19 protein-coding genes are annotated in these 22777 nt (G+C 61.2%); 15 read left to right on the top strand and 4 right to left on the bottom strand.

Annotated features, from left to right (window positions below):
• Positions 1–169: 169 nt before the first annotated feature.
• The gene (gene rsgA / locus CRO59_RS24160; protein WP_095138114.1) at positions 170–1201 is read right to left on the bottom strand and encodes a small ribosomal subunit biogenesis GTPase RsgA; all 1032 of its coding nucleotides are present in this window, start codon (positions 1199–1201) and stop codon (positions 170–172) included.
• Between the two features lie 107 nt (positions 1202–1308).
• On the opposite strand from rsgA, the gene orn reads away from it, so the two are divergent.
• The 3 genes from orn (at position 1309) to CRO59_RS24145 (ending at position 3868) form a co-directional block, all read left to right on the top strand.
• Positions 1309–1851 (top strand): oligoribonuclease, encoded by a 543-nt coding sequence (orn, locus tag CRO59_RS24155; RefSeq protein ID WP_003221098.1) that lies wholly within the window; start codon positions 1309–1311, stop codon positions 1849–1851.
• Positions 1852–2055: 204 nt separating this feature from the next.
• Positions 2056–2667, top strand: a complete 612-nt coding sequence (locus CRO59_RS24150) for a trimeric intracellular cation channel family protein (protein WP_003221099.1) — start codon at positions 2056–2058, stop codon at positions 2665–2667.
• Positions 2668–2821: 154 nt separating this feature from the next.
• Entirely contained in the window at positions 2822–3868 is a 1047-nt protein-coding gene (locus CRO59_RS24145) for a Fic family protein (RefSeq protein ID WP_027611410.1), read from the top strand.
• A gap of 2 nt (positions 3869–3870) precedes the next feature.
• Here the strand turns inward: CRO59_RS24145 and queG are convergent, their stop codons facing one another.
• Positions 3871–4941 (bottom strand): tRNA epoxyqueuosine(34) reductase QueG, encoded by a 1071-nt coding sequence (gene queG, locus CRO59_RS24140; protein WP_097089863.1) that lies wholly within the window; start codon positions 4939–4941, stop codon positions 3871–3873.
• 63 nt (positions 4942–5004) lie between these two features.
• On the opposite strand from queG, the gene CRO59_RS24135 reads away from it, so the two are divergent.
• From CRO59_RS24135 to CRO59_RS24080, 12 genes are all read left to right on the top strand, one after another.
• Complete coding sequence (locus CRO59_RS24135; RefSeq protein ID WP_097089864.1) at positions 5005–6504, top strand: NAD(P)H-hydrate dehydratase; 1500 nt, start codon at positions 5005–5007, stop codon at positions 6502–6504.
• Positions 6492–6962, top strand: coding sequence for a tRNA (adenosine(37)-N6)-threonylcarbamoyltransferase complex ATPase subunit type 1 TsaE (tsaE, locus tag CRO59_RS24130; RefSeq protein ID WP_027611413.1), 471 nt, complete (start codon positions 6492–6494; stop codon positions 6960–6962). The genes CRO59_RS24135 and tsaE overlap by 13 nt, the downstream gene beginning before the upstream one ends.
• Positions 6963–7013: 51 nt before the next feature.
• Positions 7014–8393 carry an N-acetylmuramoyl-L-alanine amidase gene (locus CRO59_RS24125; protein ID WP_371917841.1) on the top strand — a complete coding sequence of 460 codons (1380 nt, stop codon included), beginning with the start codon at positions 7014–7016 and terminating at the stop codon, positions 8391–8393.
• 5 nt (positions 8394–8398) lie between these two features.
• Positions 8399–10297: a DNA mismatch repair endonuclease MutL gene (gene mutL, locus CRO59_RS24120; protein WP_177409047.1), complete on the top strand. Its 1899-nt coding sequence runs from the start codon at positions 8399–8401 to the stop codon at positions 10295–10297.
• Positions 10297–11268, top strand: coding sequence for a tRNA (adenosine(37)-N6)-dimethylallyltransferase MiaA (gene miaA, locus CRO59_RS24115; protein ID WP_097089867.1), 972 nt, complete (start codon positions 10297–10299; stop codon positions 11266–11268). The genes mutL and miaA overlap by 1 nt, the downstream gene beginning before the upstream one ends.
• A 94-nt stretch (positions 11269–11362) precedes the next feature.
• A complete protein-coding gene (hfq, locus tag CRO59_RS24110) occupies positions 11363–11623 on the top strand; it encodes an RNA chaperone Hfq (protein ID WP_003221112.1) in 261 nt (86 codons plus the stop codon).
• A gap of 12 nt (positions 11624–11635) precedes the next feature.
• Positions 11636–12937 carry a ribosome rescue GTPase HflX gene (hflX, locus tag CRO59_RS24105; protein ID WP_097089868.1) on the top strand — a complete coding sequence of 434 codons (1302 nt, stop codon included), beginning with the start codon at positions 11636–11638 and terminating at the stop codon, positions 12935–12937.
• A 96-nt stretch (positions 12938–13033) separates the two neighbouring features.
• Positions 13034–14209, top strand: a complete 1176-nt coding sequence (hflK, locus tag CRO59_RS24100) for an FtsH protease activity modulator HflK (RefSeq protein ID WP_007967435.1) — start codon at positions 13034–13036, stop codon at positions 14207–14209.
• Entirely contained in the window at positions 14209–15078 is an 870-nt protein-coding gene (hflC, locus tag CRO59_RS24095; protein WP_027611416.1) for a protease modulator HflC, read from the top strand. The genes hflK and hflC overlap by 1 nt, the downstream gene beginning before the upstream one ends.
• A gap of 313 nt (positions 15079–15391) precedes the next feature.
• Entirely contained in the window at positions 15392–16579 is a 1188-nt protein-coding gene (locus CRO59_RS24090; protein ID WP_047600701.1) for an ATP phosphoribosyltransferase regulatory subunit, read from the top strand.
• A 54-nt stretch (positions 16580–16633) separates the two neighbouring features.
• Positions 16634–17923, top strand: coding sequence for an adenylosuccinate synthase (locus tag CRO59_RS24085; protein ID WP_003221122.1), 1290 nt, complete (start codon positions 16634–16636; stop codon positions 17921–17923).
• A gap of 139 nt (positions 17924–18062) precedes the next feature.
• Positions 18063–19997 carry a methyl-accepting chemotaxis protein gene (locus tag CRO59_RS24080; protein WP_097089869.1) on the top strand — a complete coding sequence of 645 codons (1935 nt, stop codon included), beginning with the start codon at positions 18063–18065 and terminating at the stop codon, positions 19995–19997.
• A 100-nt stretch (positions 19998–20097) separates the two neighbouring features.
• Here CRO59_RS24080 and CRO59_RS24075 read toward each other — a convergent pair whose 3' ends face one another.
• Positions 20098–21663 carry an iron ABC transporter permease gene (locus tag CRO59_RS24075; RefSeq protein WP_097089870.1) on the bottom strand — a complete coding sequence of 522 codons (1566 nt, stop codon included), beginning with the start codon at positions 21661–21663 and terminating at the stop codon, positions 20098–20100.
• Positions 21663–22673 carry an iron ABC transporter substrate-binding protein gene (locus CRO59_RS24070; protein ID WP_003221127.1) on the bottom strand — a complete coding sequence of 337 codons (1011 nt, stop codon included), beginning with the start codon at positions 22671–22673 and terminating at the stop codon, positions 21663–21665. The genes CRO59_RS24075 and CRO59_RS24070 overlap by 1 nt, the downstream gene beginning before the upstream one ends.
• Positions 22674–22777: the final 104 nt, after the last annotated feature.

Here is a 22777-nt window from a genome sequence, read left to right as displayed (position 1 = left end):
CTAGGCATCTGACGCGAGCCTACAAGGGCTGGGCGGTGAAAGAGAAATGTCCTGCAAACAGGTGCGAACGAGTCTGTCAGAAGAGTCTGACGTTTAACGGAATCGAGGATTTGTCAGGCGCGGTCCGACATCCGGCAGCCCTCGGGCGAGAGGCTGCCGGTGCAGATGTTTAGTAGCCGTTTTCCGGCAGGCTGGCGATGATCGAGCGGTAGCTGTTCATCCGCTGCTGCTGCACGCGGCCGTCTTCCAGGGCCTTGAGCAGTGCGCAACCGGGTTCGCGATCGTGCTTGCAGTCGCGGAAGCGGCAGGTGCCGAGCAGGTCGTTGAACTCGATGAAACCGGCTTCGACGTCGGCGCGGCTGACGTGGCCCAGACCGAACTCACGGATACCCGGGGAGTCGATCAACTCGCCGCCGCCCGGGAAGTGGAACAGGCGTGCGGTGGTCGTGGTGTGCGTGCCCTGACCGGACAGCTCCGACAACGGGCCGACGCGGGTCTCGACTTCCGGCAGCAGGCTGTTGACCAGCGACGACTTGCCGACGCCGGACTGGCCGACGAACACGCTGATGCGCCCGTCGAGCTGCTTCTGCAGCTGTTCCATGCCATTGCCGTGATGCGCCGAGACTTCCAGCACCGGATAACCCAGCGTGCGGTACACCGCCAGCAGGGCGTTGAGTGCCGGGGCGTTCTGCTCGTCGATCAGGTCGAACTTGTTCAGCAACAGCAACGGGCGGATGCCGGCGTGTTCGGCGGCGACCAGGTAGCGGTCGATCAGGTTGGCATGCGGCTCGGGCAGGGGTGCGAAGACGATGACGATCATGTCGACGTTGGCGGCGACCGGCTTGAGCTGGCCACGGCTGTCCGGGCGGCAGAGTTCGGTGTTGCGCGGCAATTGCGCGACGATCACCCCGATGCCCTGGTTGCCGGCGCGCCAGACCACCCGATCACCGGTCACCAGCGCCGGCAGGTTGGCGCGCAAGTGGCAACGGAAAACCTGGCCGGCCTGTTCGCCGTCCACAGCCTCGACTTCGACCTGCACACCGAAGTGGGCGATCACCAGGCCGTGTTGCTCGGGGCCGAGGTCGCCGCCCTCGAGGGCTTCGACCGCCGAGGACTCGCGTTTGGCGGCGCGGGCGGCGCGCTCGCCCTGAATCTTTTCGATGCGCCAGTTTTGACGACGATTGAGTTGGCGTTTGGCCATGGGTGTTCCGTCTGAAGAATGCAGCGATTAGGTAAAACGGCCGCGAGTTTAGCACGCCCGGGCACCGGCCTAGGCTAAACTGCGCAGCATTGCCTAGGAGCCCGAATATGCAAAACCCGCAGAACCTGATCTGGATCGACCTGGAAATGACCGGTCTGGATCCGGAAAACGACGTCATCATCGAAATGGCCACCATCGTCACCGACAGTGACCTGAACACCCTGGCCGAAGGCCCGGTGATCGCCATTCACCACAGTGACGAAGTGCTCGCCCGCATGGACGAGTGGAACACCCGCACCCACGGCAACTCGGGCCTGACCCAGCGCGTGCGTGACAGCCGTATCAGCATGGCCGAGGCGGAGGCCGAAACCATCGCTTTCCTGGAAAAATGGGTACCGAAAGGCAAGTCGCCGATCTGCGGCAACAGCATCTGCCAGGATCGCCGCTTCCTTTATACCCACATGAAGGCGCTGGAAAGCTACTTTCACTACCGCAACCTCGACGTGTCGACGCTCAAAGAGCTGGCCGCACGCTGGGCACCGGACGTGCGCGACAGCTTCAAGAAGGGCAGCACTCACCTGGCGCTGGACGACATCCGCGAGTCGATCGCCGAGCTGCAGCACTACCGCAAGCATTTCATCAAGTTCTGATTGAGGGGTGTCTGCCCTGACGTCTTCGCGAGCAAGCCCGCTCCCACCATTTGGAATGCGTTCCCCCTGTGGGAGCGGGCTTGCTCGCGAAGAGGGCGTCAGAGTCCCGTAAGATTCAAGTCAGAAATGCATCCCGGAGCGCGCCCCCTTCTGGTGCGGCGCTGAAATGGCTAGACTGCGCGCCTTCCTGCCAGGACCGCCGCCATGTTGCTGATGCTCTATCTGATCGCCATTACCGCTGAAGCCATGACCGGCGCGCTGTCTGCCGGGCGGCGCGGCATGGACTGGTTCGGGGTGGTGTTGATCGCCTGCGTCACGGCATTGGGCGGCGGTTCGGTGCGCGATGTGTTACTCGGGCATTATCCGCTGACGTGGGTCAAGCACCCGGAATACCTGGTGCTGACTTCGGCCGCCGCGATGCTCACTGTATTCACCGCACGCTGGATGCGTCATCTGCGCTCACTGTTTCTGGTGCTCGATGCGGTCGGTCTGGTGGCGTTTACCCTGATCGGCTGCATGACCGCGCTGGAAATGGGCCACGGCATGCTGGTGGCTTCGGTCAGCGGTGTGATCACCGGCGTCTTCGGCGGCATCCTGCGCGACATCTTCTGCAACGACATCCCGCTGATCTTCCGCCGCGAACTGTACGCCAGCGTCTCGTTCGCCGCCGCGTGGTGCTACATGCTCTGCCTGTACCTGAATGTGCCGAGCGAGCAGGCGATTCTGATTACCCTGTTCGGCGGTTTTCTGTTGCGGTTGCTGGCCATTCGTTTCCACTGGGAAATGCCCAAGTTCGTTTATAACGACGCACCTTGACGTCACGCTGGCGGGCGCGTGGAAATATTCTGTCGGGAATGTTGAATAGATGCTGCGCCTCTAAATAGGGTAAAAAATAAAGCCTAAAAGGGGTATTTTGTCATGAAATACCCTATTTAAGTCTTTTTACCTCATTTAGACGGCTGCCTGAATCATGCACTCACTCACCCCGGAATTTCTTGACGCCTTGCGCTTCGACGGTCTTCAGATTGCGACGCTTCGTGCATTGGGAGAGTTTCGGGGTAAGCAACAACTGTTCGTTGCTCAATCGCCGCAGGTCCTCCAAGGGCTTACGCAGATAGCCGTAATCGAATCCACGGAGTCATCTAACCGACTGGAGGGTGTAACTGTCGCGCCAGCGCGGCTGAAGTCACTGATGAGCAAAAACACTGATCCCAAGAGCCGATCCGAACAGGAAATTGCTGGCTATCGGGACGCACTGTCACTCATCCATGAATCTGCCGATGGGATGCCATTTTCCGAAGGTGTACTTAGACAATTACACAGCCTTCTTTACCGCTATCTACCTCAGGATGGTGGTGAATGGAAGGCGATGAACAACGACATCATCGAGCGTCATGCCGATGGTTCATCGCGGATTCGCTTCCAACCTGTTCCTGCTCATATGACCCCTATTGCGGTGACTGAAACCCTGGGGCATTACCACCGGGCGCTGGCATTGAATCTGGCTGACCCTTTGGTTTTAGTGCCGCTTACGGTCCTCGACTTCCTTTGCATACACCCCTTCTCTGACGGAAATGGTCGCGTCGCTCGTCTGCTGACATTGCTGCTGCTCTATCAATTTGATTACCGAGTCGGGCGATTTATCAGTCTTGAACGGATATTCGAGGAGTCAAAGGAGGGCTATTACGCAACACTCGAACTGAGTTCTCAGGGATGGCACGAGGGCACGCATGATGTTCGGCCATGGATGGATTATTTTTGGGGGGCATTGCTTAGAGCGTACAAAGAGTTCGAAGAGCGAGTGGGTACGATTGAGAAGCGTCGAGGTGGTAAAAGCGACCGAATCAGAGACGAAGCCTTGAAGCGAGTCCTCCCTTTTTCCATCTCGGAAATTGAAGAGTCCTGTCCGGGAGTCAGTCGCGATACAGTGCGCCTGGTTTTACGATCACTGAAAGCAGAAGGGCTGATTGAGCCGACAGGTAAGGGGCGCACAGCCAAGTGGAGAAAGCCGGCATAGCCTCAATTACGGCGTTCAGCGTGCTGTTTCAGCGCCCACTCAACATGTTCACGCACCAGCTCTGATGGGTAGTCACGGCGCGCCTTCAAGGCTTCCAGCACCGGAATGCTCGATGGCGCGTTGCCCAGCCCGACCGCCAGATTGCGTAGCCAGCGCTCGTAACCGGCACGGCGCAGCGGTGAGCCTTCGGTGCTGCTGAGGAATTTGTCCTCGTCCCACATGAACAGCTCCGCCAGTTCGGCGTTGTCCAGGTTGTGCCGTGGCTTGAAATCGCTTTCCCCGGATGGCTTGGCGAAGCGGTTCCACGGGCAGACGATCTGGCAGTCGTCGCAGCCGAATACGCGGTTGCCGATCAGTGGGCGCAGGTCTTCGGGGATGGCGTTTTTCAGCTCGATGGTCAGGTACGAGATGCAGCGCCGGGCGTCCAGCACATAGGGGCCGACGAAGGCGTTGGTCGGGCAGATGTCCAGGCACGCCGTGCAGCGCCCGCAATGTTCGCTGCTGTGCGGTTCGTCCACCGGCAGCGGCAGATCGACAAACAGTTCGCTCAAGAAGAAATAGCTGCCGGCCTTGCGGTTCAGCACCAGGGTATTTTTGCCGATCCAGCCCAGCCCGGCCTGCTCGGCGATGGCTTTTTCCAGCACCGGGGCGCTGTCGACGAAGGCGCGAAAACCGAACGGGCCGATCTCGGATTGAATCCTGTCAGCCAATTGCTGCACACGTTTACGGATCAATTTGTGGTAATCGCGGCCCAAGGCATAACGCGAAACATAGGCTTTCTCCGGTTGCGCGAGCATTTGCGCCATTTGCGTGTCGCCGGGCAGGTAGTCCATGCGCAGCGAAACCACGCGTAACGTACCCGGAACCAGTTGCTCCGGATGCGAGCGTTTACTGCCGTGGGCGCCCATGTAATCCATTTCGCCGTGGTAGCCGGCGGCGAGCCAGCGCTCCAGGTGCTGCTCATGCTCGGCCAGGTCCAGACCGCTGATGCCGACTTGCTGGAAGCCCAGCTCGCGGCCCCAATCCTTGATCGATTGGGCGAGGGCGGGCAGATCTGTGGTGATGGCGGACATGAGGCGAGAGAAACCGGAGCTGAGGTGCGTATAATTCTGCCAGACATCGGAGCCCGAAGACGCATGCCGCACACGAAAGATCAATTACCCGACGCGCTGTATGGCGCCGCACAGGTGCGAGCACTCGATGCGCGGCTGATCGCTGCGGGTACGCCGGGCTTCGAATTGATGCAGCGCGCCGCGCACGCGACCTGGCGCGCATTGGTGCGGCAATGGCCGTCGGCGAGCGAAATGACTGTGCTTGCCGGGCATGGCAACAACGCCGGCGATGGTTTTCTGATCGCCGCGCTGGCGCACCGGGCCGGGTGGGCGGTGCGGGTGCTCGCAGTCGGTGATCCGCAACGCTTGCAGGGCGACGCGGCGCAGGCTTATGCGCAGGCCATCAGCGATGGCGTCGCCGTGCAGAGCTGGGCTGCGCAAAGCGAGCTGCGCGGGGTGATTGTCGATGCCTTGCTCGGCACCGGGCTGGCCGGCGATGTCCGTGAGCCGTATGCCGCTGCGATCAAGGCGATCAATGCCAGTGGCCTGCCGGTGGTGGCGGTGGATATTCCTTCCGGGCTGTCTGCCGATACTGGACATGTCCTCGGCATTGCGGTTCACGCTGACCTTACCGTGACTTTCATCGGCTTGAAGCTCGGCCTGTTCACCGGGGATGCGGCGGATCAGGTCGGGGCGTTGGTGTTTAACGATCTGCAAGCCGCCGCCGACATCTACCGTGACATTCCTGTCAGCGCTCTGCGTCTCTCGGCGGCTAATCTTCCACGATTGGCCCCGCGTGCGCCCGCGGCACACAAAGGGCGCTTCGGGCATTTGCTGCTGATCGGTGGCGATCAGGGTTTTGGCGGGGCGATTCTGCTCAGTACCGAAACGGCCTTGCGCAGCGGCGCGGGCATGGTGTCGCTGGCAACCCGTGCGGAACATGTCCCGGCAGCGCTGACGCGGATGCCGGAAGTCATGGTGCTCGGCACGTCGTCGGCCAATCAGTTGATGGGGCTGCTGGAAAAGGTTTCGGTGCTGGTGGTTGGTCCGGGACTCGGACAGGCGAGTTGGGGGCGGGCACTGTTGTCCGCTGCCGCCAATGCGCCGCTGCCACAGGTGTGGGACGCCGACGCATTGAATCTGCTGGCGAGCGGATTTGTCAGTCTGCCCAAGGAATGCGTGATCACCCCGCATCCGGGCGAGGCGGCGCGCCTGTTAGGGATCAGCACTGCCGAGGTGCAGACAGATCGTCCGGCCGCCGCGCGGGCGTTGAGCAAAAAATACTCGGCCGTCGTCGTGCTCAAAGGCGCCGGCAGCCTGATCGCCCACCCCGATGGGCGTCTGGCGCTGTGTCATCAAGGCCATCCGGCCATGGCCACCGCCGGCCTGGGCGACGTACTCGCCGGCTTGACTGGCGCGTTGTTGGCCCAAGGCATGAACGGCTTCGATGCCGCGTGCCTGGCAGTCTGGCTGCACGCCAATGCCGGCGCGCAACAAGGTAAATTCGGCCGTGGACTGGCGGCCAGTGATCTGATTCCAGTCATTCGTCAGTTGTTGGAGGAGCATGCACCGTGTCTGAAGTAACCCTGTACCTGGCCGATGAACAGGCCATGAGCGACTTTGGCGCACGGATCGCCCGCGTTACCCGGGGCCACGGCCTGATTTTCCTGGAAGGCAATCTGGGCATGGGCAAAACCACCCTGTCGCGGGGCATCATTCGTGGGCTGGGGCATGTCGGCGCGGTAAAAAGTCCGACCTTCACCTTGGTCGAACCCTACGAGATCGGTGATGTGCGCGCCTTCCACTTCGACCTGTATCGCCTGGTCGATCCGGAGGAGCTGGAGTTTCTCGGGATCCGCGACTATTTCGAAGACGATGCCCTGTGCCTGATCGAGTGGCCCGATAAAGGTGCAGGCTTTTTGCCAAAGCCTGACCTGACCATTACCATTAGCCCGCAAGACAGCGGGCGTTCGCTGAAAATTTTATCCCAGGGCTCGCGTGGCGAGGCCTGGTGTGCCGCTTTGGCATTGGAATCCAATTAAATGATGGGGTTAGGTATGCGCTTTCGCGCGTTGGTGGCTGCCGTTGGACTGATGTTGATGGCAGTAACCGTCAACGCTGTGGCCGAGACAAAGGTCAACAGCGTGCGCCTGTGGCGGGCGCCGGACAACACGCGACTGGTCTTCGACCTGAGCGGTCCGGTGCAGCACAGCGTCTTCACCCTGACCGCACCGGATCGGCTGGTGATCGACATCAATGGCGCCACCCTGGGGGCGCCGTTAAAGGTCTCGACTGCTAACACGCCGATCACCGCGATGCGCTCGGCCCAGCGCACGCCGACCGATCTGCGAGTGGTCATCGACCTGAAAAAAGCCGTCACCCCGAAAAGTTTCTCGCTGGCGCCGAACGCGCAATATGGCAACCGTCTGGTGGTCGACCTGTTCGACAACCCGGCCGATGCCGCGCCGCCGCCAGCCCCGACGCCATCGGTCGCCACCGTGCCGGCAGTGCCGGTGACATCGTCTGAACCGGCGATCAAGTTGCCACCGGCCCCGGCTGGCAAGCGCGACATCATTGTGGTGATCGACGCCGGTCACGGCGGCGAAGACCCGGGTGCGTCCGGCTCGCGCGGCCAGCGTGAGAAAGACGTGGTGCTGCAGATCGCCCGCGAGCTGCAGCGTCAGGTCAACGGCATGAAAGGTTTCCGCGCCGAACTGACCCGTACCGGCGACTACTTCATCCCGTTGCGCGGCCGTACCGAAATTGCCCGCAAGAAGGGCGCCGACCTGTTTGTTTCGATCCATGCCGACGCTGCGCCGTCTGCGGCAGCCTTCGGTGCCTCGGTGTTTGCCCTGTCCGATCGCGGCGCGACATCCGAGACCGCCCGTTGGCTGGCCGACAGCGAAAACCGTTCCGACCTGATCGGTGGTGCCGGCAATGTCAGCCTCGACGACAAGGACCGCATGCTCGCCGGCGTACTGCTTGACCTGTCGATGACCGCTTCGCTGACTTCCAGCCTCAACGTCGGCCAGAAAGTCCTGACCAACATCGGTCGCGTGACTCCGTTGCACAAGCAGCGCGTGGAGCAGGCCGGGTTCATGGTGTTGAAGTCGCCGGACATCCCGTCGATCCTCGTCGAAACCGGATTCATCTCCAACGCCAACGAAGCGAACAAGCTCTCGGCTTCAAGCCACCAGCAGGCGCTGGCGCGTTCGATCAGCAGCGGCGTGCGCCAGTTCTTCCAGCAGAATCCGCCACCGGGCACCTACATCGCCTGGCTGCGTGACTCCGGCAAGATCGCCCAAGGCCCGCGCGATCACCGCGTGAGCCCGGGCGAGACGCTGGCGATGATCGCCGTGCGTTATCAGGTGTCCCCCGCGACGCTGCGCAGTGCCAACAACCTCAGCAGCGATGAGCTGAAGATCGGCCAGCACCTGACCATTCCCGGCACCGAACTGGCGTCCAAAGAATGAATCAGGTGTTGAACGCCGCACGCATCGAACTGCTCAGCCCGCGGCTGGCGAACCAGATCGCCGCCGGCGAGGTGGTCGAGCGCCCGGCTTCGGTGATCAAGGAGTTGCTGGAAAACAGTCTCGACTCCGGTGCCAAGCGCATCGATGTCGATGTCGAGCAAGGAGGCGTCAAGCTGCTGCGGGTGCGTGACGATGGCAGCGGCATTTCCGCCGACGACCTGCCGCTGGCGCTGGCGCGTCACGCCACCAGCAAGATTCGCAATCTCGAAGATCTGGAGCAGGTGATGAGCCTGGGCTTCCGTGGTGAAGCACTGGCGTCGATCAGCTCCGTGGCGCGCCTGACCCTGACCTCGCGCACCCGCGACGCCGATCAGGCCTGGCAGGTCGAAACCGAAGGTCGCGACATGGCGCCTCGGGTGCAGCCGGCGGCGCATCCGGTCGGTACGTCGGTGGAAGTGCGCGATCTGTTCTTCAATACCCCGGCGCGGCGCAAGTTTCTCAAGACCGAAAAAACCGAATTCGATCACCTGCAAGAAGTGATCAAGCGACTGGCGCTGGCGCGTTTCGACGTGGCCTTCCATCTGCGCCACAACGGCAAGACCATCCTCAGCCTGCACGAGGCCCACGATGATGCAGCCCGCGCTCGGCGTGTGGCGGCGATCTGTGGTTCGGGCTTCCTCGAACAGGCGCTGCCGATCGAGATCGAGCGCAATGGCCTGCACTTGTGGGGCTGGGTCGGGTTGCCGACCTTCAACCGCAGCCAGGCGGACTTGCAGTATTTCTTCGTAAACGGCCGTGCGGTACGCGACAAACTGGTGGCCCACGCGGTGCGTCAGGCTTATCGCGATGTGCTGTTCAACGGTCGTCATCCGACCTTCGCGCTGTTTTTCGAAGTCGATCCGGCGGCGGTGGACGTCAACGTGCACCCGACCAAGCACGAAGTGCGCTTCCGTGACGGACGCATGGTGCATGACTTCCTTTACGGCACATTGCACCGCGCGTTGGGCGATGTGCGTCCGGAAGATCAACTGGCCGGCTCTGTCACCACAGCCGTGGTGCGTCCAACCGGTATCGAGGCCGGTGAATTCGGCCCGCAGGGCGAAATGCGTCTGGCGGCCAACGCGCTGCTGGAACAGCCGCAGGCGCAACCGGTGTTCAATACTTCGTCGGGCGCCAGCGCTGGCGGCGCTTATCAGTATCAGTACACGCCGCGTCCGCAGTCGGCTGTGCCAGCCGCCGAGGCTCAAGCCGCTTACCGCGAGTTTTTCGCACCGTTGCCGGAAGCGAATGCCAACGCGCTGCCAGCCGGCCAGGAAGACATTCCGCCGCTCGGTTACGCGCTGGCGCAACTCAAGGGCATCTACATTCTCTCCGAGAACGCTCAGGGGCTGGTGCTGGTGGACATGCATGCCGCGCACGAGCGGATCATGTACGAACGCCTGAAAATCGCCATGGCCAGCGAAGGTCTCAGCGGTCAGCCGCTGTTGGTGCCGGAGTCGCTGGCGGTCAGTCAGCGAGAGGCCGATTGCGCTGAAGAACATGCCGCATGGTTCCAGCGTCTGGGTTTCGAGCTGCAGCGTCTGGGCCCGGAAACATTGGCGATCCGCCAGATTCCGGCGTTGCTCAAGCAGGCCGAGGCCAATCGTCTGGTGGGTGACGTGTTGTCGGACCTGATGGAATACGGCACCAGCGACCGGATTCAGGCGCACCTGAACGAACTGCTCGGCACCATGGCCTGCCACGGCGCGATCCGTGCCAACCGGCGCCTGGCCCTGCCGGAAATGAACGGCCTGCTGCGCGACATGGAAAACACCGAGCGCAGCGGTCAATGCAACCATGGCCGACCGACCTGGACCCAACTGGGCCTGGACGATCTGGACAAACTGTTCCTGCGCGGTCGTTGATGAGCCAGCTCCCTCCAGCGATTTTCCTGATGGGCCCGACCGCTGCGGGCAAGACCGACCTGGCCATCGAGCTGACCAAGGTGCTGCCGTGCGAGCTGATCAGTGTCGACTCGGCGCTGGTCTATCGCGGCATGGACATCGGCACCGCCAAACCTTCCAAAGAATTGCTGGCCGAGTTTCCGCACCGGTTGATCGACATTCTTGATCCGGCCGAGGCCTATTCGGCTGCGGATTTCCGCCGCGATGCCCTGCAAGCCATGGCTGAAATCACCGCACGCGGGAAAATTCCGCTGCTGGTTGGCGGCACCATGCTCTATTACAAGGCGTTGGTTGATGGCCTGGCGGACATGCCGGCGGCGGATCCCGAGATCCGTGCGCAGATCGAAGAAGAGGCTGCACGCCTTGGCTGGCAAGCCCTGCACGATCAACTGGCGATCATCGATCCGGTGTCGGCGGCACGCATTCATCCGAACGATCCGCAGCGCCTGAGTCGGGCGCTGGAGGTTTATCGGGTCAGCGGTCAGAGCATGACTGCCCTGCGTCAGCAACAATCTGCGCAAAGTACTGAAGCAGCCGCTTCGGGACGGCAACAATTGCCCTATACTGTCGCGAACTTGGCCATTGCTCCGGCAAATCGTCAGGTACTGCACGAGCGCATTAAACAAAGATTCACAAATATGCTGGAACAGGGGTTCATCGACGAGGTCGTAGCCCTGCGTAAAAGAAGTGACCTGCATTCCGGGTTGCCGTCTATACGTGCGGTAGGCTACCGCCAAGTCTGGGACTACCTGGATGGCAAGCTGTCGTTAGCTGAAATGCAGGAACGCGGCATCATTGCCACGCGTCAATTGGCCAAGCGCCAGTTCACTTGGCTGCGCAGCTGGGAAGAACTGCACTGGCTGGACAGTCTTGATTGCGACAATCTGCCACGCGCCTTGAAATACCTTGGGACCATCTCCATATTGAGCTGAGTCCTTGCAATTGCCGTCTATCCTTGGGGGTGTGGCGGCCAAAGCCATCTGAATTACCTATTTTTATTATTGAATCCTTAAAGGAGTGCGGCACATGTCAAAAGGGCATTCGCTACAAGACCCTTACTTGAATACTTTACGTAAAGAGAAAGTTGGGGTTTCCATCTACCTGGTCAACGGTATCAAACTGCAAGGCACGATCGAGTCGTTCGACCAGTTCGTTATCCTGCTGAAAAACACCGTCAGCCAGATGGTTTACAAACACGCTATCTCGACAGTCGTGCCAGTACGTCCAATTCGTCTGCCTAGCGCAACCGAATCCGATGCGGGTGACGCTGAGCCAGGTAACGCCTGATAGGAGCCTCCTTTGTTCTTTGAGCGCCACGGTGGTGGTGAGCGAGTCATCCTCGTTCACTTGGAAGGTCAGGACCCTGAGGCGCGCGAAGATCCGCAGGAGTTTCAGGAATTGGCTAATTCGGCGGGCGCCGAGACCGTTGCGTTTTTTAACGTACCGCGTCATCGGCCAACCGCCAAATTCCTGATTGGCAGCGGCAAGGTCGAGGAATTACGCGACCTGGTCCATGCCGAAAAGGCTGATCTGGTGATTTTCAATCACATTCTCACGCCCAGTCAGGAACGTAACCTCGAACGTGTTTTCGAGTGTCGCGTGATCGACCGTACCGGCCTGATTCTCGATATCTTTGCTCAGCGCGCCCGTACCCATGAAGGCAAGCTCCAGGTAGAACTGGCCCAGCTTGATCACATGAGCACCCGCCTGGTTCGCGGCTGGACTCACCTTGAGCGTCAGGGTGGCGGTATCGGCATGCGTGGCCCGGGTGAAACCCAGCTCGAAACCGACCGGCGTCTGCTGCGGGTTCGTCTGCGTCAGATCAAGGGTCGTCTGGAAAAAGTGCGCAGCCAGCGCGAGCAATCGCGACGCGGCCGTTCCCGCGCGGATATCCCTACCGTGTCTCTGGTGGGCTATACCAACGCCGGCAAATCCACGCTGTTCAATAACGTGACCAAGTCCGAGGTGTACGCGGCCGACCAATTGTTCGCCACCCTCGACCCGACCCTGCGCCGTCTGGAACTGGACGACCTGGGGCCGATCGTTCTGGCGGACACGGTAGGGTTCATTCGGCACTTGCCGCACAAGCTGGTCGAGGCATTTCGGTCTACGCTCGAAGAGTCGAGCAATTCCGACCTGCTGTTGCACGTGATCGATGCGGCCGAACCGGATCGCATGTTGCAGATCGAGCAGGTGATGGTGGTACTGGGCGAGATCGGAGCCCAGGACTTGCCGATCCTCGAGGTATACAACAAACTCGATTTGCTTGAAGGCGTTGAGCCACAGATCCAGCGCGATGCCGATGGCAAACCGCAGCGGGTCTGGCTGTCGGCGCGCGATGGCGCGGGTCTGGAATTGCTTGAGCAAGCCATTGCCGAGTTGCTGGGCAGTGATTTGTTTGTGGGGACATTGCGCTTGCCGCAACGGTTCGCTCGACTGCGTGCGCAGTTCTTCGAACTCGGTGCGGTACAGAAAGAAGAGCATGACGAAGAAGGCATCTGCCTGCTGGCCGTTCGTTTGCCCCGTGTCGAGTTGAATCGACTGGTAAGCCGCGAAGGATTGCAGCCGATGGAATTCATCGAGCAACACACTTTGCAATAAAAGCCTGGCAAAGCGGTTGTGCCGCAACGGCAGGCATTCTGTAGCATTGGTCGGCGCGCCGTGGGTGCGTCTTTGCTTTATCAGATGGAGAGCGCTATGGCTTGGAATGAGCCGGGTGGCAACTCGAATAATCAGGATCCTTGGGGTGGCAAGCGCCGCAATAACGGCGACCGCAAGGGGCCACCGGATCTCGACGAGGCCTTCCGAAAGCTGCAGGAAAGCCTGAACGGGTTGTTCGGTGGTGGTAAAAAACGCGGTGGTGATGACGGCGGTGGTTCGGGCAGGAGTGGTGGCGGCTTCGGCGGTCTGCTCGGCATCGGCCTCGTCGTGCTGGCGGCTGTCTGGCTGTACAGCGCGGTCTATGTGGTCGACGAGCAGGAGCAAGCCGTGGTGCTGCGCTTCGGCAAGTACTACGAGACTGTCGGCCCCGGCCTGAACATCTACTTCCCGCCGATCGACAAGAAGTACATGGAAAACGTCACGCGTGAGCGTGCCTACACCAAGCAGGGCCAGATGCTGACCGAAGACGAGAACATCGTCGAAGTGCCGCTGACCGTGCAGTACAAGATCAGCAACCTGCAGGACTTCGTGCTGAACGTCGATCAGCCGGAAATCAGCCTGCAGCATGCGACCGACAGCGCCCTGCGCCACGTGGTGGGTTCAACCGCCATGGACCAGGTGCTGACCGAAGGTCGTGAATTGATGGCCAGCGAAATCAAGGAGCGTCTGCAACGTTTCCTCGATACCTATCGCACTGGTATCACCGTCACTCAGGTCAACGTACAGAGCGCAGCGGCACCGCGTGAAGTGCAGGAAGCCTTCGACGACGTGATCCGCGCCCGTGAAGACGAGCAGCGTTCGCGCAACCAGGCGGAAACCTACGCCAACGGTGTCGTGCCGGAAGCCCGTGGTCAGGCCCAGCGTATCCTCGAGGATGCCAACGGTTACCGCGACGAAACGGTTTCGCGCGCCAAGGGTGAGGCGGATCGCTTTACCAAACTGGTCGCCGAGTATCGCAAGGCCCCTGAAGTCACCCGTCAGCGTCTGTACCTGGACACCATGCAGGAAGTCTTCAGCAATACCAGCAAGGTACTCGTGACCGGCAACAAAAACGGCCAGAGCAACCTGCTTTACCTGCCGTTGGACAAAATGATCCAGAACAGTTCGGGCAGCAATGCACCGGTAACCGGTTCTGCCGCCGCCAGCAACAACACGGACGTCGCGCCGCATGTCACTGACCTGCCGCAGACACGTACAAGGGAGACCCGCTGATGAGCAATAAATCGCTGATCGCCCTGATCGTTGGCGTTGTCGTGGTGCTGGTGGGCTGGAACTGCTTCTATATCGTGGCTCAGACCGAGCGCGCGGTGCTGCTGCAATTCGGTCGTGTGGTTCAGGCCGATGTCCAGCCGGGCCTGCATGTGAAAGTGCCTTACGTTAACCAGGTGCGTAAATTCGACGCACGTCTGATGACGCTGGATGCACCGACACAGCGCTTCCTGACCCTGGAAAAGAAAGCCGTAATGGTCGATGCCTACGCCAAGTGGCGGGTGAAAGATGCCGAGCGCTTCTACACCGCGACTTCCGGCCTCAAGCAGATCGCCGACGAGCGTCTGTCCCGACGTCTGGAATCCGGTCTGCGTGACCAGTTCGGCAAGCGCACCCTGCACGAAGTGGTGTCGGGTGAGCGTGATGCGCTGATGGCTGACATCACCGCGTCGCTGAACAAGATGGCGGAAAAAGAGCTGGGTATCGAAGTCGTCGATGTCCGGGTCAAGGCCATCGATCTGCCGAAAGAAGTGAACCGCAGCGTGTTCGAACGTATGAGCACCGAGCGTGAGCGTGAAGCTCGCGAGCACCGCGCCAAGGGTAACGAGCTGGCCGAAGGCATCCGTGCCGACGCCGATCGTCAACGCCGCGTGCTGCTGGCTGAAGCCTATCGTGAGTCCGAAGAGATTCGCGGTGATGGCGATGCCCAGGCCGCTGCGATCTACTCCAAGGCCTACGGCCAGGATCAGGAGTTCTACGGTTTCTACCGTAGCCTGCGTGCCTACCGTGAAAGCTTCGCGAACAAATCCGACGTCATGGTTCTCGACCCAAGCAGCGACTTCTTCCGTTACTTGGAAAAGTCCAAGCCTTGATACGACGTTGACCTGAATCATTCCGCCCGGCGGCTAAAACTTCGGGCGGGGTGATCCTTTGGGAAAACGTGTGTATGATGCGGCAGCCGGGAAATTCCCGGCTTTTTTGCGTCTGCACGTTTGATTGCTGTTTTTTGTTGCAGGCATCGGGTTGAATGGCCCGAGCGTTTTTCGAGGAAAGTGATGGGCGAAGCCGGTAACAGGCCTTTCGCCGCGTCGTTCATGCGCGTGCGTTTTGAACGGATCGGTCATTTTCTGCTTCACTCAAGGCTCGCCCGCAGGCTGGCCGCCCGGATCAAAGGGGAATGGCGTAATGGCAACGGTAGACCGCTGGCTGCTGCCAGATGGCATCGAAGAAGTACTGCCACCGGAAGCGGCGCGCATTGAAGTCGCGCGTCGTCAGGTGTTGGATCTGTTCCAGAGCTGGGGTTACGAGTTTGTCGTGACTCCCCATATCGAGTACCTGGAATCCCTGCTGACCGGTGCGGGCCAGGACCTGGATCTGCGTACCTTCAAGGTCATCGACCCGCAGTCGGGTCGGCAGATGGGGTTCCGTGCCGACATCACGCCGCAAGTGGCGCGCATCGATGCGCATACCCTGCGTCGCGAAGGCCCTAGCCGCTTGTGCTACGCCGGCAGCGTGCTGCATGCCCAGCCGCGTGCACTGTCGTCCTCGCGCAGTCCGATTCAACTGGGTGCCGAGCTGTACGGCGATGCCAGCCCGAGCAGCGACGTTGAAGTGATCAGCCTGATGCTGGCCATGCTGCAACTGGCCGATGTGCCGGATGTGCACATGGACCTTGGCCATGTCGGCATCTACCGTGGTCTGGCGCGTGCCGCCGGTCTGTCCGGTGAAGTCGAGCAGCAGTTGTTTGATGCGTTGCAACGCAAGGCCATCGACGAGGTCATTACCTTGACCGAAGGCCTGCCGGCCGATCTGTCCGGCATGCTGCGGGCATTGGTCGACCTGTGTGGCGGCCGTGAGGTACTGAGTGCGGCCCGTGAGCGTCTGGCCAATGCACCGGCGCCGGTGCTGGCGGCGCTGGAAGATTTGCTGGAGATCGCCGATCGTCTGGCGACGCGTTTCCCGGAGTTGCCGCTGTACTTCGACCTGGGCGAGCTGCGCGGCTACCACTACCACACCGGTGTGGTGTTCGCGGTGTTTGTCCCGGGCGTGGGCCAGTCCATCGCTCAGGGCGGTCGTTACGACGATATCGGCGCCGACTTCGGTCGTGCCCGTCCGGCGACCGGCTTCTCTACCGATTTGAAAACCCTGGTGACCCTGGGGCGTGCTGAGATCGAGCTACCGTCTGGCGGTATCTGGATGCCTGACAGTACGGATGCGGCACTCTGGCAGCAGGTTTGCCAGTTGCGCAGTGAGGGTCAGCGTGTCGTTCAGGCATTGCCTGGACAACCTTTGGCCGCCGCCCGTGATGCGGACTGCGACCGGCAATTGATTCAGCAGAACGGGCTTTGGCAAGTATCGCCACTGGCTTCTTGAGTTTTCCTGCCGGCCATCGCCGGCACCAAGTTTGCGCGAATGAGGACAAGTGTTATGGGTAAGAATGTCGTAGTCCTGGGCACCCAATGGGGTGATGAGGGCAAAGGCAAGATCGTTGATCTGCTGACCGAACATGCTGCCGCCGTAGTGCGCTACCAAGGTGGCCACAACGCTGGCCACACCCTGGTGATCGACGGCGAGAAAACCGTCTTGCACCTGATCCCGTCGGGCGTGCTGCGCGAAGGCGTGCAGTGCCTGATCGGCAACGGCGTGGTGGTTGCACCTGACGCCCTGCTGCGTGAGATCACCAAGCTGGAAGAGAAAGGCGTACCGGTGCGCGAGCGCCTGCGTATCAGCCCGTCCTGCCCTCTGATCCTGTCCTTCCACGTGGCGCTGGACCAGGCCCGTGAAAAAGCCCGTGGCGAGCTGAAGATCGGTACGACCGGTCGCGGTATCGGCCCGGCTTACGAAGACAAGGTTGCACGTCGTGGCCTGCGCGTGGGCGACCTGCTCAACATGCCGCGCTTCGAAGACAAGCTGCGTGAACTGGTGGATTACCACAACTTCATGCTGGTCGGTTACTACAAAGAGCCGGCCATCGAGTTCGAAAAGACCCTGGCCGAGTGCAAGGAATACGCCGAGCTGCTCAAGCCGCTGATGCTCGACGTGACTGCCGAGCTGCACGACCTGCGTCGCGCCGGCAAAGACATCATGTTCGAAGGCGCCCAAGGTTCGTTGCTCGACATCGACCACGGTACCTACCCGTACGTGACCAGCTCCAACACCACCGCCGGTGGCGTGGCGACCGGTTCGGGCGTTGGCCCGATGTTCCTCGACTACATCCTGGGCATCACCAAGGCTTACACCACTCGCGTCGGTTCGGGTCCATTCCCGACTGAGCTGTTCGACGACGTGGGTGCGCATCTGGCCAAGCAAGGTCACGAGTTCGGCGCTACCACCGGCCGTGCCCGTCGTTGCGGCTGGTTCGACGCCGTCATCCTGCGTCGCGCTATCGATGTGAACAGCATCTCGGGCATCTGCCTGACCAAGCTGGACGTACTCGATGGTCTGGAAACCATCAACATCTGCACCGGCTACAAGGACGCGCAAGGCAATGCCGTGGCGCCGACCGACGCTGACAGCTACGTGGGCCTGCAGCCTGTGTACGAAGAAGTGCCGGGCTGGACCGAATCGACCGTGGGTGCCAAAACCCTGGAAGAGCTGCCAGCTAACGCTCGTGCCTACATCAAACGCGTTGAAGAGTTGATCGGCGCGCCGATCGACATTATTTCGACGGGCCCGGATCGCAACGAAACCATCGTTCTGCGTCATCCGTTCGCTTGATAAGTCGTTGATGTAAAAAACAAAGGCCCCTTAATCGGGGCCTTTGTCGTTTATGCCTGTTGGACGGCATGACCTTTGCTGTAAATCTTCCTACAAGAGTGCCATCAAATTAATGGCGTCAGAAGTAGAGGGATTCACAGTGTCGGCCGTTCTCTCACTGTTACAAAGCCGTTTGTTGCGGCCCGTGTTCGTTACCCTTGGTATCGCCCTTTTGGTGCAAGTGCTGGTGGCAGTCGCCCTGACACGAAGCACGGTCACGGCGCTGGAAGCCGATCTCGGCGCTCGTCTGGGCGCTGACAGCCAAAAGCTCTCCGGCGAGCTGGAGCAGGCCGGGCGTGAAGTCACCTCAAGCCTCGATAACCTTTCCTCAAGTACCCGGCAGCGCCTGACCGCCGGCCTGTCTTCCCGTCTGAAGGAAGAGCAGGCGCAACTGCGTACGACACTGGAAAAAGATCTCAAGGACTCGGCCAATGACATGGCTCAGTTGCTCGCCTCGGTGGCGCCGCGCGCCATGTGGGACAGCGACGTGCCGACCCTGTCCGAATTTGCTCGTCGCGCCCAGCGCAATCCCAACGTGTTGTTCGTGGTTTACGACGATGCCACCGGACAGCACCTGACGCGTTATCTCAACCGCGAAAACCCGATCAACAAGGCCTTGCTGGAAAAGGGCCAGGGCGAACGCGCGCTGGATAAAGTGCTGGACGCGGCGAAAAACGATCCGTCGGTCTACTACCTCGAGGCCTCGATCAATCCCAACGGCGTGGAAATCGGCAAGGTGCTGATGGGCGTATCGACGGCTTCGGTGGACACCGATCTGGCGGCGCTCGACCAGCGCTTCTCGGCGCTGATCGCCAGCAGCGATCAACTGGTCGGCGACAGTCTCAAGGGTGCCGCTGCCGATAGCGCGACGGCAATGCAGGCGCGTCTGCAGTCGGCGCAATCCACCGCGACCGAGATGAAAGCCAATACCAGCAGCACCGTGCAGGAAGCCGCCGCGACCTTGCGCTGGCGCATCGGCATGGGCCTGGCACTCGTCGGTTGCGGCGTGCTGCTGTTGCTGGCGGTGGTGCTGGGGCACCGGGTGGTCAATCGCTTGAAGATGCTCAACGCGGCGATGGACGATCTGGCGGCAGGCGAGGGCGACCTGACCAAGCGCGTGCAGATCAACAGCAAGGACGAGATCGGCGACATGGCCTCGGCAGTCAATCGCTTTGTGGATAAGTTGCAGCCGATCGTGCGCGAGGCGGGCGACGTGGCCCAGCGTACCGGTGTGGAAATCGGCGCCATGACCCTGCGCAATGCCGGTGCCGACGCAGCGGCCGGGATGCAGCGTGACGAAGTGGCGGAAAGCCTGCGCGCGCTGTCGCAAATGGCTGACGAGGCGCAATCGGAAAGCCATGCCATGCAGGCGGCGTTGAAGCAGGTGGTGGATATTCGTCAGGCCACCGATGAAAACACTCGTACCTCGGCGAAAGTCGGCAGCCTGATCGAGGCGCTGGCAGGACAGGTCGACACCGGGGCGAAAGTCATCGAGCGGCTGGCGCAACAAAGTGAACAGATTGAAGTGGTGCTGACGGTGATTCACGGCATAGCCGAGCAGACCAACTTGCTGGCCTTGAATGCGGCGATCGAAGCGGCGCGGGCCGGTGAGACCGGCCGCGGTTTTGCCGTGGTCGCGGACGAGGTGCGCGCCTTGGCGAGCAAGACGCAAAGCTCGACCGGCGACATTCAGGCGCACATCGTCGCGTTGCAGCAGGGCGCGCGTGAGGCGGTAGAAGCGATTGGTCAGGCGGGGCGTCAGGCCAGCGAAGGTTTGCTGGTGTTGCGCGACAGCGCACGGTTGCAGCAGTCAGTGCAGGCCTCGGTCGAGCAGGTGCACGCGGCAATCGGTCTGGCGACGCAGGCAGCGGCGCATCAGGCGCAGGGCGCGCAGGCAGTGCGCGGACGGGTCGAAACGATTCATGCCCAGGCCGAAAAAGCGGCGCAGGCGGTGGTGGAAACCACGGCCAGTGGCAAGGTACTGGATGGGCTGGCGGCGCAGCTGAAGGCCAGTCTGGGGCAGTTCAGGGCCTGATGTTTCCCCCTTCGCGAGCAGGCTCGCTCCCACATTCGATCGCATTCCTCTGGTGGGGCTCGGTCAAGCTGTGGGAGCGGGCTTGCTCGCGAAGGCGATTTCAGCGGCTCAGATACATCCGCGTCGTCAGCAGATACACCGGCAACCCCGACACCACAATCAACAACGCCGCATAAGGCGCTGCCGCCGCGAACTCGACATTTGCCGTATGTGCCCAGACCTCGGTCGCCAGCGTGTTCAGCCCGGTCGGACTGAGCAGCAGCGTCGCCGTCAATTCCTTCATCGCATCCAGAAACACCAGCGCAAACGCCGCACCCAGTGCCGGGAAGATGATCGGCAGGGTCACCCGGCAAAACGCGGTGAATGACGATGCCCCCAACGTGCGTGCCGCTTCTTCCAGCTGCGGCGCAGCCTTGTTCAGTGCCGTGCGAATCGGCGCCTGTGCCAATGGCAGGAACAGCAGCGCATAAGCGATCAGCAGCAATGCCGAGGTCTGGTACAGCGCCGGCACGTAGTGCAGGGCGAAATACACCAGCGTCAGCGCGATTACCAGGCCCGGTAAGGCGTGGAGCAGATACGGCAAGCGTTCGGCCCAGATCGCCAGTTGGCCCTTGTAACGCACCACCAGCAGTCCGACCGGCACCGCCAACAGCAGGCATAGCGCTGCGCCACCGAGCGACAAGGCCAGCGAAGACAGCAGGGCTTCGGTGATCGCCGCGACCGGGAAGGCTGCCGATGAGCCCACCGCCAGCCAGTACGCGAGCATGCCCAGCGGAATCCCGCTGCCGACAATCGCCAGCAACAGGCAATACAACTGACCGGCAACCGCCCACGGCCCCAGCCGCACTTGCTCGGCCTGACGCGCTGCGCCCTGGCCGGTGCGCACATGGCGACCCTTGCCGCGTACACGCAGCTCCAGCCACAACAGCATCAGACATAGCGCGAGCAGCACCGCCGAAAGCATCGCTGCATTGGCGTTGCTGAATTCCAGTTCGAATTGCTGGTAGATCGCGGTGGTGAAAGTTTGCAGGCCGATGATCGACAGCGCGCCGAACTCGACCAGCATGTGCAGGGCAATCAGCAGCGAACCGGCCAGCAGCGACGGCCAGAGCAGCGGCAGGGTGACGCGGAAGAACACACCCCAGCGATTCTGTCCCAAGGTGCGGGCGGATTCTTCAAGGGACGGATCGAGGTTGCGCAGGGTCGCCGCGACCGGCAGAAAGATCAGCGGATACTTCGACAGGCTCATCACCAGAATCGCCCCGCCGAGGCCTTCGAACTGCGCGCTCAACGACACCCAGGTGAAGCTGCTGACAAACGCCGGCACCGCAAACGGCAGGCACAGAATCACCCCCCACAGGCGTCGTCCGGGCAGATTGCTGCGCTCCAGCAGCCACGCCAGTGACAGGCCGATCACGCCGCAAGTCAGCGTTACGCCGACCATCAACGCCAGGGTGTTGCGCAGCAGACCGAAAACGTACGGGCGCCACAACAAGTGCAGCGCTTCGGCCCAACCGGCCTGCCAGGCTTTCAGGCCGACATAGGCCAGAGGCAACAGGCTCATGACCACCAGCAATAAGACCGGCAGCACCAGCCAGATTGACGGCCGCTTGCGTCGTGGTACGAAACCCCCGCGCGCGGCGGGGGCGGATAACGATGTGGCCATCAGTTCAGGCCAACTTCACGTTCCAGGTCCAAGGCTTCTTCGGCGTTGCCCAGATCGGCCGGGGTCACGTTTGGCGCTTGCAGTTCGCTGAACGGCTTGAGCCCGCGATCCGATTCCATACCTTTGTGCAGCGGGTATTCGGCGGTGGTCTGAGTGATCACGCGCTGGCCTTCCTCACTGGCCATGTAGGCAAGGAATTGCTGGGCTTCTTTTGGATGTTTGCTGGATTTCAGCACGGCAGCGCTAGATACAGTGATCAGTCCGCCGACGTCGCCGCCGGTGAAGTAATGCAGTTTCGAGTCGAGTTTGCCTTTTTCGCGTTGCAGGGCGAACCAGTAGTAGTTGTTCACCAGCACGGTGGCGACTTCGCCGTTTTCCACGGCTTTGAGCGCGACCATGTTGTTGCTGTAGGTCTTGCCGAAAGCGCGCAGGCCGGTCAGCCATTCTTCGGCGGCGTCGCGACCGTGCATCTTGATGATCGCCACGGCCTGTTCCTGAAATGCGCCGCTGGTCGGGACGAAGCCGACTTTGCCTTGCCACTTCGGATCGGAGAATTCCATCACCGACTTCGGCAGGTCTTTCTCATCGACCAGTTTCGGGTTGTAGGCAACCACGCGAACCCGCGCGGTGACACCGATCCAGGTGCCGTTGCCGGCGACGTATTGCTTGGGCAGCACCGCCAGCGTGGCGTCGTCAGTCTTGGCCAGCAGGCCTTGCTCGCCGAGGTTGTTCAGCGGAGGAGATTCTTCGGTGTAGATCACGTCGGCGGGGGAACGGTCGCCTTCTTCGATGACCTGGCTGGCGAGCTGGTTGCTGCTGCCCTTGCGTACGTTGACGTGAATGCCGGTCTTGGCCTCGAAAGCCTTGGCGATCGCATCGCCGACTTCCTTGTGTTGACCGTTGTAGAGCGTCAGGGAAACCGCATCGGCTGCCTGGGTGAGGGGAGTGGCGAGTGCCAGGCCGAGCAGGGTGAAGGTCAAGCCGCGGCGCAGGGTATTTCGAAACATCATTCGCAGGGTTCCTCACTGTCGCATTGCAAAAACTTGCAACAATGATAAACGATATTGTTTCTCAAGTGCGCCTTGCGGGTCGGTTGAGTGTTTGCTAGAGGCTG

The organism is Pseudomonas sp. LAMO17WK12:I5, assembly GCF_900215165.1.
Taxonomy (GTDB): domain Bacteria; phylum Pseudomonadota; class Gammaproteobacteria; order Pseudomonadales; family Pseudomonadaceae; genus Aquipseudomonas; species Aquipseudomonas putida_A.
This window is presented reverse-complemented; position numbering and strand designations above follow the sequence as displayed.

What these genes read in the sequence shown, in the direction of transcription:
- rsgA (WP_095138114.1), bottom strand. Translation starts at nt 1,201, where the DNA reads ATGGCCAAACGCCAACTCAATCGTCGTCAAAACTGGCGCATCGAAAAG.
- hflK (WP_007967435.1), top strand. Translation starts at nt 13,034, where the DNA reads ATGGCTTGGAATGAGCCGGGTGGCAACTCGAATAATCAGGATCCTTGG.
- hfq (WP_003221112.1), top strand. Translation starts at nt 11,363, where the DNA reads ATGTCAAAAGGGCATTCGCTACAAGACCCTTACTTGAATACTTTACGT.
- CRO59_RS24125 (WP_371917841.1), top strand. Translation starts at nt 7,014, where the DNA reads ATGTTGATGGCAGTAACCGTCAACGCTGTGGCCGAGACAAAGGTCAAC.
- CRO59_RS24145 (WP_027611410.1), top strand. Translation starts at nt 2,822, where the DNA reads ATGCACTCACTCACCCCGGAATTTCTTGACGCCTTGCGCTTCGACGGT.
- CRO59_RS24135 (WP_097089864.1), top strand. Translation starts at nt 5,005, where the DNA reads ATGCCGCACACGAAAGATCAATTACCCGACGCGCTGTATGGCGCCGCA.
- CRO59_RS24090 (WP_047600701.1), top strand. Translation starts at nt 15,392, where the DNA reads ATGGCAACGGTAGACCGCTGGCTGCTGCCAGATGGCATCGAAGAAGTA.
- hflC (WP_027611416.1), top strand. Translation starts at nt 14,209, where the DNA reads ATGAGCAATAAATCGCTGATCGCCCTGATCGTTGGCGTTGTCGTGGTG.
- CRO59_RS24070 (WP_003221127.1), bottom strand. Translation starts at nt 22,673, where the DNA reads ATGATGTTTCGAAATACCCTGCGCCGCGGCTTGACCTTCACCCTGCTC.
- CRO59_RS24075 (WP_097089870.1), bottom strand. Translation starts at nt 21,663, where the DNA reads ATGGCCACATCGTTATCCGCCCCCGCCGCGCGCGGGGGTTTCGTACCA.
- CRO59_RS24150 (WP_003221099.1), top strand. Translation starts at nt 2,056, where the DNA reads ATGTTGCTGATGCTCTATCTGATCGCCATTACCGCTGAAGCCATGACC.
- CRO59_RS24085 (WP_003221122.1), top strand. Translation starts at nt 16,634, where the DNA reads ATGGGTAAGAATGTCGTAGTCCTGGGCACCCAATGGGGTGATGAGGGC.
- orn (WP_003221098.1), top strand. Translation starts at nt 1,309, where the DNA reads ATGCAAAACCCGCAGAACCTGATCTGGATCGACCTGGAAATGACCGGT.
- queG (WP_097089863.1), bottom strand. Translation starts at nt 4,941, where the DNA reads ATGTCCGCCATCACCACAGATCTGCCCGCCCTCGCCCAATCGATCAAG.
- miaA (WP_097089867.1), top strand. Translation starts at nt 10,297, where the DNA reads ATGAGCCAGCTCCCTCCAGCGATTTTCCTGATGGGCCCGACCGCTGCG.